This is a genomic window from Pseudomonas panipatensis (assembly GCF_900099785.1).
Taxonomy (GTDB): Bacteria; Pseudomonadota; Gammaproteobacteria; order Pseudomonadales; family Pseudomonadaceae; genus Pseudomonas; species Pseudomonas panipatensis.
This window is the reverse complement of the sequence record NZ_FNDS01000005.1, coordinates 382,950-396,407: the sequence shown is the minus strand read 5'-3', so window position 1 is coordinate 396,407 and position 13,458 is coordinate 382,950. Positions and strand designations below refer to the sequence as shown.

Here is a 13,458-nt window from a genome sequence, read left to right as displayed (position 1 = left end):
CCTTCTCTTTGTGTTGCCTTGGGGGAAATCGTGGAAATGCCGGGAGTCGGACCCGTTGTCATTCCCTGAAAAAGCGAGAAGCCGGGAGCCCGAAGCCGAAAACCGGTTTACACCGACCTTCTGCTCCAGACTCCCAGCTTCCCACTTCAGGCTTGCCGTCTTAACGACGCAGGCCCAGGCGACCGATCAGGGCGCTGTAACGAGAGGTATCCTTGCCCTTCAGGTAGTCCAGCAGCTTACGACGCTGGTTAACCATGCGGATCAGGCCACGACGGGAGTGGTGGTCTTTACCGTTGGCCTTGAAGTGATCCTGCAGCTTGTTGATGTTGGCGGACAGCAGGGCAACCTGCACTTCCGGGGAACCGGTGTCGCCTTCAGCTTGCTTGTACTCGTTAACGATCTGGGCTTTTTCTTCGACGCTCAGTGCCATGATGGGGCTTCCTCTGAGGTAACAGGCCAGGGACTTCTCCCTGTGTTCATAAAAGAGGAGTGACCGTGCCTGTTGACAGCCATCCTCGGATTTCCGGCCTTACGACCGAATCAGTCGACGCGGGGCGATTCGCCCGTCGTCCGTCACCTCACCGATACCGATGAAGCGACCTTGGTGATCCTGCACGCGCATCATGCCGAACTTCGGCGCTTCGGGCGCGCGCACCGGCTGTCCGTGCAGCCAGTAGTAGGCGCTGTGCTCGGATAGCTGCAGCAGCGGCCAGTGTTCGAGGCCGGAATCCACCGGCATCAGGAATCGATCGAGCGCTTCGTTGCCGCCCTCGGCATGGACTCGTTCGAGTTCCTCCAGGCTGATCGCCTGGTCCAGCCCGAACGGACCGGCCTGGGTCCGACGCAATGCGGCGACATGCGCGCCACAGCCCAACTCGCGGCCGATGTCCTCGACCAGGGTACGCACATAGGTACCTTTACTGCAGGCCACGGCCAAGGTTGCGCAGGGCGAATCGAATGCGAGCAAATCCAGGCGCGCAATAGTAACAGAACGCGCTTCGCGCTCCACTACTTCACCGGCGCGGGCCAGTTTGTAAAGCGGCTGGCCATCTTTCTTCAGCGCCGAGTACATCGGCGGAACCTGCTCTATTTCGCCACGGAAACGTGGCAGCACGGCTTCCAGCGCCTCCCGACCGACGGTAACCTCACGCTCCTCGATGACCTCGCCCTCGGCATCGCCGGTAGTGGTGGTGACACCCAGCCGAGCCACGGTTTCGTAGCCTTTGTCCGCATCCAGCAGGTACTGCGAGAACTTGGTCGCCTCACCGAAGCACAACGGCAGGACGCCGGTGGCCAACGGGTCGAGGCTGCCGGTATGCCCGGCCTTTTCCGCGTTGAGCAACCAGCGCACTTTCTGCAGCGCCTGGTTGGAACTCATGCCGCGCGGCTTGTCGAGTATCAGCACGCCGTTGACCGCCCGGCGGATGCGTTTAACCTGGGCCACGCCTTACTCCTCGGAATCGCCGCCGTGACGACGGTCCTCAGCCACCGCGCGCTCGATCAGCGCCGACAGCTCGGCACCGCGACGGATGCTTGCGTCGTAGCTGAAATGCAGTTGTGGCACGGTGCGCAGCTTCATTGCCTTGCCCAGGTGCATGCGCAGGAAGCCTGCGGCGTCATTGAGGATCGAGGTGTTCTGCTTGATCACTTCCGCGTTGTCGTCCTGCCCCATGACGGTGATGAACACCTTGGCATGGGACAGATCGCGCGCCACCTCGACGCCAGTGATGGTCACCAGGCCCAGGCGCGGATCCTTGATCTCACGCTGGATCAGCAGGGCCAGCTCGCGCTGCATCTGATCGCCGATCCGCTGGGTGCGGCTATATTCTTTTGCCATTTTCCTAACCTGCCTCCGGTAGCCCGCAGCCACCGGACAAATAAGCGACAAACGCCCGGGGCGGCGAAATTGCCGACCCGGGCGCTGTGGTTGCACTCACCCCATCAGAGGCTGCGAGCGACCTGGACCTTCTCGAACACTTCGATCTTGTCGCCGACGCGAACGTCGTTGTAGCTCTTCACGCCGATACCGCACTCCATGCCGGCACGGACTTCGGCAACGTCGTCCTTGAAGCGACGCAGGGATTCCAGCTCGCCCTCGAAGATGACCACGTCGTCGCGCAGTACGCGGATCGGACGGTTACGGTGCACCAGACCCTCGGTGACCATGCAGCCGGCGATGGCGCCGAACTTCGGCGAACGGAACACATCGCGAACCTCGGCGATACCCAGGATATTCTCGCGAACATCGCTGCCGAGCATGCCGGTGAGGGCTTTCTTGACGTCTTCGATGATGTCGTAGATCACGTTGTAGTAACGCATATCCAGAGCTTCGGCTTCGACGATCTTGCGCGCGCCGGCATCGGCACGCACGTTGAAGCCGAACAGCACGGCATTGGAAGCCAGGGCCAGGTTGGCATCGGATTCGGTGATACCACCGACGCCGCCACCGACCACGCGCACCTGCACTTCGTCGTTGCCCAGACCGCTGAGCGAGCCTTGCAGTGCTTCCAGAGAACCACGGACGTCGGCCTTGAGGACGATGTTGAGCGTCTTCTTCTCTTCCTGGCCCATGTTCTCGAAGATGTTTTCGAGCTTGCCGGCGTGTGCGCGGGCCAACTTGACCTCGCGGAACTTGCCTTGACGGAACAGCGCAACTTCGCGCGCCTTCTTCTCGTCGGCGACCACGGTCACTTCGTCGCCGGCATCCGGAGTGCCATCCAGGCCGAGGATCTCGACCGGAATCGACGGACCCGCTTCCTTGATCGGCTTACCGTTCTCATCGAGCATGGCGCGGACACGGCCGTAGTTGACACCGACCAGAATCATGTCGCCCTGGCGCAGAGTACCGTCCTGAACCAGCACAGTGGCTACCGGGCCGCGGCCCTTGTCCAGACGGGACTCGACCACCACGCCACGGCCAGGAGCCGAAGGAGTGGCTTTCAGTTCGAGCACTTCGGCCTGCAGCAGCACGGCTTCGAGCAGTTCGTCGACCCCCGTGCCCAGCTTCGCCGACACCGGTACGAAGGGTGCGTCACCGCCCCACTCTTCCGGAATCACGTCCAGAGCGGCCAGGCCGTTCTTGATGTTGTCCGGGTTGGCATCCGGCTTGTCGATCTTGTTGATCGCGACCACGATCGGAACACCAGCCGCTTTCGCATGCTGGACGGCTTCCTGGGTCTGCGGCATCACGCCGTCGTCCGCCGCTACCACCAGAATGACGATGTCGGTGGCCTGGGCACCACGAGCACGCATCGCGGTGAACGCGGCGTGACCGGGGGTATCGAGGAAGGTGACCATGCCGCGGTCGGTTTCCACGTGGTAAGCGCCGATGTGCTGGGTAATGCCGCCGGCTTCGCCAGCAGCGACCTTGGCACGACGGATGTAGTCGAGCAACGAGGTCTTACCGTGGTCGACGTGGCCCATCACGGTCACTACCGGCGCACGCGGTACAGCCTCGCCTTCGAACTTCAGCGACTCGGCCAGTTGCTCTTCCAGGGCGTTCTCGCTGACCAGCTTGACCTTGTGACCGAGTTCTTCGGCGATCAGCTGAGCGGTTTCCTGGTCGAGGACCTGGTTGATGGTCACCGGGGTGCCCATCTTGAACATGAACTTGACGACTTCGGCACCCTTCACCGACATCTGCTGAGCAAGCTCAGCCACGGTGATGGTCTCGCCGATACTTACTTCGCGCACAATCGGTCCTGTCGGGTTCTGGAACCCGTGCTGGTTACGCTTCTTCAGCTTCGCCTTGCCGCGACCACCGCCACGACGACCGAAACTGTCCTCGTCATCTACACCAGTGCGAACGACGCGCGGAGCAGTAGTCTTTTCCTTTTCCTTGATCGACGGGCGATGCTGGGCATGCTTGCGATCGCGACGCTCGTCTTCCTCTTCGCGCTTGGCCGGACGGCGCACTTCGGCTTCTTTCTTGCGCTCATCGGTGGCAGCCGGAGCAGCAGCAACCGGTGCAGCGGCAGCAGCCTCAACCGCCGCCGCAGCGACTACAGCCTCGGCAGCAGGAGCAGCCTGAGCAGGTTGACGCACGGTTTCCTCAGCCTTGCGACGCGCAGCCTCTTCGGCTTGACGACGGGCTTCAGCTTCAGCCTTCTGACGAGCTTCAGCCTCGGCCTTAAGGCGGGCAGCCTCTTCGGCGGCGCGCTGCTCTTCCAACTCGCGCTGACGTTCGGCTTCGATTTCATCCGGACTGCGCTTGACGTAGGTCTTCTTCTTGCGAACCTCGACGCTCACCGTCTTGCTGCCAGCCACTTTCAAAGTGGTAGTGGTCTTACGCTGCAGAGTGATCTTGCGCGGCTCTTCCAGGCGATCGCCATGGCTACCCTTCAGGTATGCCAGCAGAGCCTGCTTCTCAGTATCGGTTACCACCTGCTCGGCACTGCTGTGCGGCAGTCCCGCCTCGCGCATCTGCTGCAGCAGGCGCTCGACCGGCGTATCGACCGTTTTGGCCAGTTCTTTCACCGTGACTTGCGTCATGCATTTCTCTCCTCAGGCCGCGAATGCTTACTCGAACCAATGGGCCCGGGCGGCCATGATCAGCTTGCCGGCACGCTCTTCGTCCATGCCGTCGATGTCGAGCAAGTCGTCAATCGACTGCTCGGCAAGATCTTCACGGGTGGTTACGCCACGCAGCGCCAGGTCCAAGGCCAGCTCTTTAGTCATGCCATCAAGGCTGAGCAGGTCTTCGGCCGGTTGAGCGTCGGCAAGTTTTTCTTCGGTTGCGATGGCTTTGGTCAGCAGACGGTCCTTGGCGCGCGAGCGCAGCTCGTTGACGATGTCCTCGTCGAAGCCGTCGATGTTGAGCATCTCTTCCATCGGTACGTAGGCGATTTCTTCCAGGGTGGTGAAACCTTCCTCGACCAGTACCTGGGCCAGTTCCTCGTCGACATCCAGCTCGTCGACGAAGCGCTGCAGGATGTCGCCGGTTTCAGCCTGTTGCTTGGCCTGAATGTCGGACTCGGTCATCACGTTCAGGGTCCAGCCGGTGAGCTGGCTGGCCAGACGAACGTTCTGCCCGCTGCGGCCGATGGCCTGGGCCAGGTTGTCCTCGGCGACGGCGATATCCATGGTGTGGGTATCTTCGTCGACGATGATAGCCGCCACTTCGGCCGGTGCCATGGCGTTGATCACGAACTGCGCAGGATTGTCATCCCAGAGGACGATATCCACACGCTCGCCGCCCAGTTCGCCGGACACGGCCTGGACACGCGATCCACGCATACCGATACAGGCACCCTGCGGGTCGATGCGCTTGTCCTTGGAGCGTACGGCGATCTTGGCGCGCGAACCCGGATCACGGGCGGCGGCCATCACATCGATCAACTGTTCGGCGATTTCCGGTACTTCGATGCGGAACAGCTCGATCAGCATTTCCGGGGCAGTACGCGACAGCACCAGTTGCGGGCCACGGTTCTCGCTGCGGATTTCCTTGAGCAGGGCCCGCACACGGGTGCCGACGCGGAAGGTTTCGCGCGGAATGATCTGATCGCGGGCCAGCAGTGCTTCAGCATTGTTGCCGAGGTCGACGATGACGTTGTCGCGGGTCACCTTCTTGACGGTGCCGGAGATGATTTCGCCAACCTTCTCGCGGTAGGCGTCGACCACCTGGGCGCGCTCGGCTTCGCGGACTTTCTGCACGATCACTTGCTTGGCGGTCTGCGCAGCGATACGGCCGAACTCGATGGACTCGATCTTCTCTTCGATGACTTCGCCGGCCTTCATGCCGGGGTGCTGTTCCTGGACGTCCTCGACGGTCAGTTCAGCCGCCGGGTTGGAATAGTCTTCGTCTTCGACAACGGTCCAACGGCGGAAGGTGTCGTAGTTGCCATTGGCGCGGTTGATCTGCACGCGCAGATCGACCTCGTCTTCGAAACGCTTCTTGGTGGCAGTCGCCAGAGCCAGTTCCAGCGCTTCGAAAATCACGCCGGGCGGTACACCCTTTTCGTTGGATACCGACTCAACAACCAGCAGTACTTCTTTGCTCATCGTACGCCTCGCCTTTCAATCCATTGGAATCCGCAGTCTCGCGGCTCACTCAAATCGGGGAATGATGTTGGCCTTATCGATCGAATCGATCGGCAGCAGGTACTCGTGATCATCCACCAGGACCACCACATCCTGCTCCTCCACACCACGGAGAATGCCTTGGAAGTTGCGTCGCCGCTCGAAGGGCGTACGCAGCTTGATCTTCACTTGCTCACCGACGTAGCGAGCAAACTGTTCGAGGGTGAACAGCGGTCGATCCATGCCCGGCGACGACACCTCGAGGGTGTACTCACCGCTGATCGGGTCCTCGACGTCGAGAACCCCGCTGACCTGGCGACTGACGATCTCGCAGTCGTCGATCAGAATCCCTTCAGGGCGATCGATATATACCCTGAGCAGGGAATGGCGACCCTGGGAAATGAACTCCAGGCCCCAGCACTCATAGCCGAGCGCTTCTACCACAGGGGCCAACAAGGCCTGCAACTGTTCTAGCTTGCTCGACACCTGATCGCCTCGCGTATGCCGTAGAAACAAAAAATGGGCGAAACGCCCATCCCTAAGTGACCGCCCTTAACTGGCGGCGCAGACTGTCCAGCTAGCAAAAAGCCCCTGAAAAGGGGCTCTGCCAAAACTGGTTGCGGGGGCTGGATTTGAACCAACGACCTTCGGGTTATGAGCCCGACGAGCTACCAGACTGCTCCACCCCGCGTCAAAGCTGGTGCGAAATTATACGGTTACACCCCTTACAGGTCAACCGACGCACTTGAAACGAAAGGCCCGCATCGCGGGCCTTCGAATATGGTACCGAGGAGGGGACTCGAACCCCTACAGCCTATGGCCACTACCACCTCAAGGTAGCGTGTCTACCAATTCCACCACCTCGGCAAAATCGTCTTACTTCTGCTCGGGAGCTACTGGAACGTCACCGTTGCCAGCGGGCTTCTGCGCTTGAGAAGCAGGCACATCGCTTGCTGCCGGAGCCTTCTCTTGCTTCTGCTCCATCACTGCCGGATCAGGAAGTCCAACGTGGCGTAGCATATCAGATTTTTCTTTAGCGAAATACGCTAAACCCAAGCTAGTAATAAAAAAAATCGCTGCAAGTACACCAGTGAAACGACTCAGGAAAGTAGCAGAACCCTGACTACCGAACACCGTACCCGAAGCACCGGAACCAAAAGAGGCACCGGCATCAGCACCCTTGCCATGCTGCAGCAGGACCAGCACAACCAGACCCAGCGCCATCAGCAAGTGAATCACGATTACAACTGTTTCCAGCATTTCTCAGCTTCCCGCGGCGCGACAAATCGCACCGAACTCATCCGCATTGAGGGAGGCACCACCGATCAACCCCCCATCGATGTCCGGCATGCCGAACAGCTCGACCGCACTCGCCGCCTTGACGCTACCGCCATAGAGCAGACGAATCCCGCGGGCGACTTCGGCATTTTCTGCCGCCAATTGCGCACGGATGGCCGCATGTACTTCTTGCGCCTGCTCGGGAGAGGCAGTCAACCCAGTCCCGATGGCCCAAACCGGCTCGTAAGCCACAACGGCGCGGGAAAACGCCCCAACGCCCAAACTCTCGATCACCGAACCCAGCTGACGACCTACCACTTCGAGTGTTCTGCCCGACTCACGCTGCTCGCGGGTTTCCCCTACGCACAACACCGGAACCAGTCCACAGGATTGCGCCGCGGCGAATTTGCGACTCACGACAGCATCGCTTTCACCTAACAGCTGGCGACGCTCGGAATGCCCAACCAAAACCAGCGAACATCCCACATCGACCAACTGACTAGCAGCAACCTCACCCGTTAGCGCGCCTTGCATCGGCTCGACTGCGCAATTTTGCGCACCCACCGCAACCGCTTTACCTTGCAGGCCATCTAGAACCTGACTGATGTACAGACAAGGCGGCAGCACCGCCACATCAACACCACTCGGTAAAGCCAATTGACGCAACCCTTTGATCAGCTCTGTCACGCTGGAGCGGGTACCGTGCATTTTCCAGTTACCGGCCACTAAGGGTCGACGCATGCTGTACCTCGCTGAGCAAAGTGGGCGCAGATGTTACTCAACAGATTCGAGACTGGCAAGCGAAATCAAGCACATACCTCAGTCACCACGTTCGCCAACTGTTCGGCGTAGGCGCGCACCTGTTTCTCGTCATCCCCCTCCACCATCACCCGCACCAGGGGCTCGGTGCCGGATTTGCGCAGCAACACTCGACCGCGACCAGCCATGCTCTCCGTGACTCGCGCGCAGGCTTCCTTGACCGCCGGATGCTCGATGGGGTCCAGATCACCGCGCTGGTAGCGCACGTTGATCAGCACCTGTGGGCACTTGCGCAGACCCTGGCGCGCCTCGGCCAGAGTCTGGCCGCGAGTTTTCAAGGCCATCAGCACCTGCAGCGCGGCAATGATCGCATCGCCAGTAGTGGTGTGCTGACCACAAACCACGTGTCCGGAATTCTCCCCACCCAAATGCCAGTTGCGCGCCAACAGCTCGGCCATGACATAGCGATCACCTACCTTGGCCCGCACGAACGGGATGTGCAGATCAGCCAGTGCCAGCTCCAGCCCCAGATTGCTCATCAGCGTGCCAACCACCCCACCCTGCAAGCGCCCCCGATCCAGCATGTCACGCGCGATCAGGAAAAGAATCTCGTCACCATCCACAATTGCGCCGGTATGGTCGACCATCATCACCCGGTCGCCATCGCCATCGAAGGCAATGCCGATGTCGGCCTGCTCGGCAATGACCGCCGCCTGCAAAGAGGCCATGTGGGTGGAACCGCAGTTTTCGTTGATGTTCAGGCCATTGGGCTGCACACCTTGCACGGATACCTGCGCACCAAGCTCGCGGAATACGCTGGGAGCCACTTTGTAGGTCGCGCCATGGGCGCAATCCAGGACCAGCTTTAGACCCGCAAAGTCCGTGCTGGTGGGTACGCTGCTCTTGCAGAATTCGATATAGCGGCCCGCGGCATCGTTGATCCGCGAAACCTTACCGAGGCGAGCCGAGTCGACCACCGTCATCGGCGTATCGATCAGTTCCTCGATGATCATCTCGACCTCATCGGGCAGCTTGGTACCTTGCCCGGAGAAGAACTTGATGCCGTTGTCGTCATGCGGATTGTGCGAAGCACTGATGACAATGCCGGCCTCAGCATGGAAGGTGCGGGTGAGGTAGGCGATACCCGGTGTCGGCATGGGCCCCAAAAGCATCACGTCAGCGCCGGCAGCGGAAAGGCCAGCCTCGAGCGCTGATTCGAACATGTAGCCGGAAATCCGCGTGTCCTTGCCAACCAGTACACGGCATTTTCCCTGCTGACGGAAGGCCATGCCCACCGCCCAGCCCAGCTTGAGCACGAAATCCGGAGTGATCGGCGGCGTGCCGACCCGACCACGAATGCCATCGGTGCCGAAGTATTTCCTGCTCATGCCTGTAGACCTTCTTCCTTAGCTTGTTCCACCGCATCGATCATGCGGACCACGTCCACCGTCTCGACCACGTCGTGCACTCGAATGATGCGCGCGCCTTTTGCCACGGCCAACGCCGCCAGGGCCAGACTGCCATATAAGCGTTCGCCCACTTCACGCCCGAGCGCACGACCGATCATGCTCTTGCGCGACACTCCGACCAGTAACGGGCAGCCCAGTTCCAACAACTGCTCCATGCGCTGGAAAAGCACCAGGTTATGCACCTGGGTCTTGGCGAATCCAAAACCCGGATCCAGTACCAGACGCTCTCGCGGAATGCCCGCGGACGCGCAAGCGCTGATGCGCCCAGCAAGAAATTCACGCACCTCAGCGACTATGTCTGGGTAGCGCGGGTCATCCTGCATGTTGCCTGGCTCACCGCGCATGTGCATCAGACAGACCGGCAGACCGCTGTCGACGGCCGCATCCAGAGCACCATCACGCTGCAACGAGCGGACATCGTTGATCAGCCCCGCACCGAGGCGCGCAGTCTCTCGCATCACCGCAGGCGTAGAGGTGTCGACCGAAATCACCACATCCAGCTCACGGGAGATCGCTTCGACGACTGGCGCAACACGCTCCAACTCCTCGGTCGGCGACACCAAGCGCGCCCCCGGACGGGTGGACTCGCCGCCAACGTCAATCAGCGTAGCCCCAGCCGCAACCATCTCGGCCGCATGCCGCAACGCTTGATCCAACTGATTGAAGCACCCTCCATCGGAAAACGAATCCGGGGTGACGTTAAGAATCCCCATGACATGGGTACGCTTTAAATCAAGAACCCGGTTGCCGCAAGGCAACCGGGTTGGGTACAGCTCGAAACTCATTGAATGCTCTCAGTGCTCGCCGGCGGGGCCACCGATGGGATTTTCCTTGCGCCCGCCATCATCACGACTGGGCGTGGCAGACCCCGAAGAACCCGTGCCACCACCCTGCCAATCGCGCGGCTCGCGGGGCTCGCGCCCGGTCATGATGTCATCGATCTGATCCGCATCGATGGTTTCGTACTTCATCAATGCATCGGCCATCATATCGAGCTTGTCGCGGTTTTCTTCCAGCAGACGCTTGGCGGTGCCATAGCAGTCATCGATGATGCGGCGCACCTCTTGGTCGATCAACTTGGCGGTCTCACCAGAAACATTGGCATGCTGGCTGCCAGCGCTACGCCCGAGGAACACCTCTCCTTCCTCTTCCGCATACATCAGCGGACCGAGCTTTTCGGACAGCCCCCACTTGGTCACCATGTTTCGCGCCAACTGGGTAGCACGCATGATGTCGTTGGACGCGCCCGTCGTCACACCCTCGAAACCGAGCGTCATCTCTTCGGCGATACGACCGCCGAACAGCGAGCAAATCTGGCTCTCCAAAGCACGCTTGGACAGGCTGTAACGATCTTCCTCGGGAAGGAACATGGTCACGCCCAAGGCACGGCCGCGCGGAATGATGGAGACTTTGTAAACCGGGTCATGCTCCGGAACCAAACGACCGACGATAGCGTGGCCGGCCTCGTGGAAGGCGGTGTTCTTCTTCTCTTTCTCGGACATGACCATGGTCTTGCGCTCGGCGCCCATCATGATCTTGTCCTTGGCCAGCTCGAACTCACGCATATCGACGATGCGCTTGTTGGCGCGAGCGGCGAACAGCGAGGCCTCGTTGACCAGGTTGGCCAGATCGGCACCGGAGAAACCCGGGGTACCGCGAGCGATCACCGCCGGATCGACGTGATCGCCTAGCGGAACCTTGCGCATATGCACCTTGAGGATCTGCTCGCGACCACGGATATCCGGCAGACCGACCACGACCTGGCGGTCGAAACGGCCAGGACGCAGCAGCGCCGGGTCGAGCACGTCCGGACGGTTGGTCGCGGCGATGACGATGATGCCGTCATTCATCTCGAAGCCGTCCATCTCCACCAGCAACTGGTTGAGGGTCTGTTCGCGCTCGTCGTGACCGCCACCCAGGCCAGCGCCACGATGGCGACCGACGGCGTCGATCTCATCGATGAAGATGATGCAGGGTGCGTGCTTCTTCGCCTGATCGAACATGTCGCGAACCCGGGAAGCGCCCACGCCCACGAACATTTCGACGAAGTCGGAACCGGAAATGGTGAAGAACGGCACTTTTGCTTCGCCAGCGATCGCCTTGGCCAGCAAGGTCTTACCGGTCCCGGGCGGACCGACCATCAGCACACCGCGCGGAATACGGCCACCCAGGCGCTGGAACTTGCCGGGATCACGAAGGAACTCCACCAGTTCGCTGACTTCTTCCTTGGCCTCGTCACAACCGGCGACGTCGGCAAAGGTAGTCTTGACCTGATCCTCGGATAGCAGGCGCGCCTTGCTCTTGCCGAAACTCATCGGACCGCCGCGACCACCGCCGCCGCCCTGCATCTGGCGCATGAAGAACATGAAGACAGCGATGATCACTAAGATCGGGAAGCTGGCGACCAGCAACTGAGTCCAGATGCTCTGCTGCTCAGGCTGCTTGCCCTCGATGACCACGTTGTTGTTGACCAGATCGCCGATCAGGCCGTTGTCCTGGATCGCCGGGCGGATGGTCTTGAAGGTGTCACCGTCCTGGCGCTTGCCAGTGATGACGTAGCCGTCGACGGTCACCCGCTCGACCTTGCCTTCCTTCACCTGCTGGATGAAGTCCGAGTAGTTCAGCGTCTGCGGATCGCTCGGACTGGAGAAGTTGTTCATCACGGTGACCAGCACCGCTGCGATGATCAACCACAGGATCAGGTTCTTTGCCATGTCGTTCAATTGACTACCCTCTGAAGCCGGCTCCGCCCTGGAAACCGCTTCGCACGACGGCCAGACTCCTTCCGGCCAAAATTACTACACAACCCCAGCCTGGACAGGAGCCGTCTGTAACCCTTTATGAACTCCGGCACGAACCGGCACAAGCCCTACTTGCGTGCTGTAGACAGACAACCGGACCATTCGTCGCAGTCTAGGCGCCGCGAAAGCCACGCGCGAGCAGATACTGCTCACGGGATCTGTCACGGGAAGACAACGGTTTGCGCATCTGCACCTTGTCGAAGTTCTCCCGCACGCTCTTCAGGTAGGTATCGAACCCCTCGCCCTGGAAGATCTTGATCAGGAAGTCGCCACCCGGGCGCAGCACACGCCCCGCCAGGTCCAGCGCCAATTCGCACAGGTACATGGCCCGCGGCATATCCACGGCACTCAGACCACTCATATTGGGGGCCATATCGGAAATCACAAGGTCTACCGGATTTTCCCCGATGGCTTCGAGCAACTGTGCAAAGACTGCGTCATCGGTGAAGTCGCCCTGGATGAAGGTGACATCCGGAATGCTATCCATCGGCAGGATGTCCGATGCGACCAGCCGGCCCTTGTCGCCGATCACCCGACTGGTGACCTGAGACCAGCCGCCTGGAGCGGCACCCAGGTCAACCACCGTCATCCCCGGACGCAAGATGCGATCCTTTTCCTGGATTTCCAGCAATTTGTAGCTGGCGCGCGAGCGATAACCGTCGCGCTGCGCCATCTTCACGTAAGGATCGTCGAAATGTTCTTTCAGCCAGCGATGGCTAGTCTTGGAACGGGCCACGTATTACCTCGTCTGAGCGGCACCCGGTATAACCGAAACTCGGGTAAGATATCCGCCTTTTTTCCCAGGGGTCTGATTATGGCGCTCACTCAGGAGCAGAAGAAACAGTTCAAATCTATCGGCCACCATCTGAAACCCGTGTTGATCGTTGCAGAGAACGGTCTTACCGAGGGTGTCATGGCCGAGCTTGAGCGCGCGCTCAATGATCATGAACTGATCAAGGTGCAGTTCCGCATCACCGAACGCGACGACCGTCGCGCGCTGATCGACGAGCTGTGCCAGAACGGCAGTTGCGAGCTGATCCAAGTCATCGGCAAGATGGCTCTGGTCTATCGCCGCAATCCCAAGCCGAACCGCAACCTGTCGAATATCAGCCGCTACAGCGGCCTGTGACAGT

The 13,458-nt window shown here is 60.5% G+C and carries 13 protein-coding genes and 2 tRNA genes; 1 reads left to right on the top strand and 14 read right to left on the bottom strand.

What is annotated here, in order from left to right; translation table 11 throughout:
• Nucleotides 1–160: 160 nt before the first annotated feature.
• The 14 genes from rpsO to rlmE form a co-directional block, all read right to left on the bottom strand.
• Entirely contained in the window at nt 161–430 is a 270-nt protein-coding gene (gene rpsO, locus BLQ74_RS14480) for a 30S ribosomal protein S15 (protein WP_090263278.1), read from the bottom strand.
• Nucleotides 431–529: 99 nt separating this feature from the next.
• Nucleotides 530–1,444, bottom strand: a complete 915-nt coding sequence (truB, locus tag BLQ74_RS14475) for a tRNA pseudouridine(55) synthase TruB (RefSeq protein ID WP_090263277.1) — start codon at nt 1,442–1,444, stop codon at nt 530–532.
• A 3-nt stretch (nt 1,445–1,447) separates the two neighbouring features.
• The gene (rbfA, locus tag BLQ74_RS14470; RefSeq protein ID WP_090263276.1) at nt 1,448–1,837 is read right to left on the bottom strand and encodes a 30S ribosome-binding factor RbfA; all 390 of its coding nucleotides are present in this window, start codon (nt 1,835–1,837) and stop codon (nt 1,448–1,450) included.
• A gap of 104 nt (nt 1,838–1,941) precedes the next feature.
• Nucleotides 1,942–4,491 (bottom strand): translation initiation factor IF-2, encoded by a 2,550-nt coding sequence (infB, locus tag BLQ74_RS14465; protein WP_090263275.1) that lies wholly within the window; start codon nt 4,489–4,491, stop codon nt 1,942–1,944.
• Between the two features lie 27 nt (nt 4,492–4,518).
• Nucleotides 4,519–6,000: a transcription termination factor NusA gene (nusA, locus tag BLQ74_RS14460; RefSeq protein WP_090263274.1), complete on the bottom strand. Its 1,482-nt coding sequence runs from the start codon at nt 5,998–6,000 to the stop codon at nt 4,519–4,521.
• 45 nt (nt 6,001–6,045) lie between these two features.
• A complete protein-coding gene (rimP, locus tag BLQ74_RS14455; RefSeq protein WP_090263273.1) occupies nt 6,046–6,504 on the bottom strand; it encodes a ribosome maturation factor RimP in 459 nt (152 codons plus the stop codon).
• A gap of 128 nt (nt 6,505–6,632) precedes the next feature.
• Nucleotides 6,633–6,709 (bottom strand) — tRNA-Met (locus tag BLQ74_RS14450).
• Between the two features lie 90 nt (nt 6,710–6,799).
• Nucleotides 6,800–6,885, bottom strand: a tRNA-Leu gene (locus tag BLQ74_RS14445).
• A 9-nt stretch (nt 6,886–6,894) separates the two neighbouring features.
• A complete protein-coding gene (gene secG, locus BLQ74_RS14440) occupies nt 6,895–7,278 on the bottom strand; it encodes a preprotein translocase subunit SecG (RefSeq protein WP_090263272.1) in 384 nt (127 codons plus the stop codon).
• Nucleotides 7,279–7,281: 3 nt separating this feature from the next.
• A complete protein-coding gene (tpiA, locus tag BLQ74_RS14435) occupies nt 7,282–8,037 on the bottom strand; it encodes a triose-phosphate isomerase (protein ID WP_090263271.1) in 756 nt (251 codons plus the stop codon).
• A gap of 65 nt (nt 8,038–8,102) precedes the next feature.
• Complete coding sequence (glmM, locus tag BLQ74_RS14430; protein WP_090263270.1) at nt 8,103–9,443, bottom strand: phosphoglucosamine mutase; 1,341 nt, start codon at nt 9,441–9,443, stop codon at nt 8,103–8,105.
• Complete coding sequence (gene folP, locus BLQ74_RS14425; RefSeq protein ID WP_090263269.1) at nt 9,440–10,309, bottom strand: dihydropteroate synthase; 870 nt, start codon at nt 10,307–10,309, stop codon at nt 9,440–9,442. The genes glmM and folP overlap by 4 nt, the downstream gene beginning before the upstream one ends.
• 9 nt (nt 10,310–10,318) lie before the next feature.
• The gene (ftsH, locus tag BLQ74_RS14420) at nt 10,319–12,238 is read right to left on the bottom strand and encodes an ATP-dependent zinc metalloprotease FtsH (RefSeq protein ID WP_090263268.1); all 1,920 of its coding nucleotides are present in this window, start codon (nt 12,236–12,238) and stop codon (nt 10,319–10,321) included.
• Nucleotides 12,239–12,437: 199 nt separating this feature from the next.
• Nucleotides 12,438–13,061, bottom strand: coding sequence for a 23S rRNA (uridine(2552)-2'-O)-methyltransferase RlmE (rlmE, locus tag BLQ74_RS14415; protein WP_090263267.1), 624 nt, complete (start codon nt 13,059–13,061; stop codon nt 12,438–12,440).
• 78 nt (nt 13,062–13,139) lie between these two features.
• On the opposite strand from rlmE, the gene BLQ74_RS14410 reads away from it, so the two are divergent.
• Entirely contained in the window at nt 13,140–13,454 is a 315-nt protein-coding gene (locus tag BLQ74_RS14410; RefSeq protein WP_090263266.1) for a YhbY family RNA-binding protein, read from the top strand.
• Nucleotides 13,455–13,458: the final 4 nt, after the last annotated feature.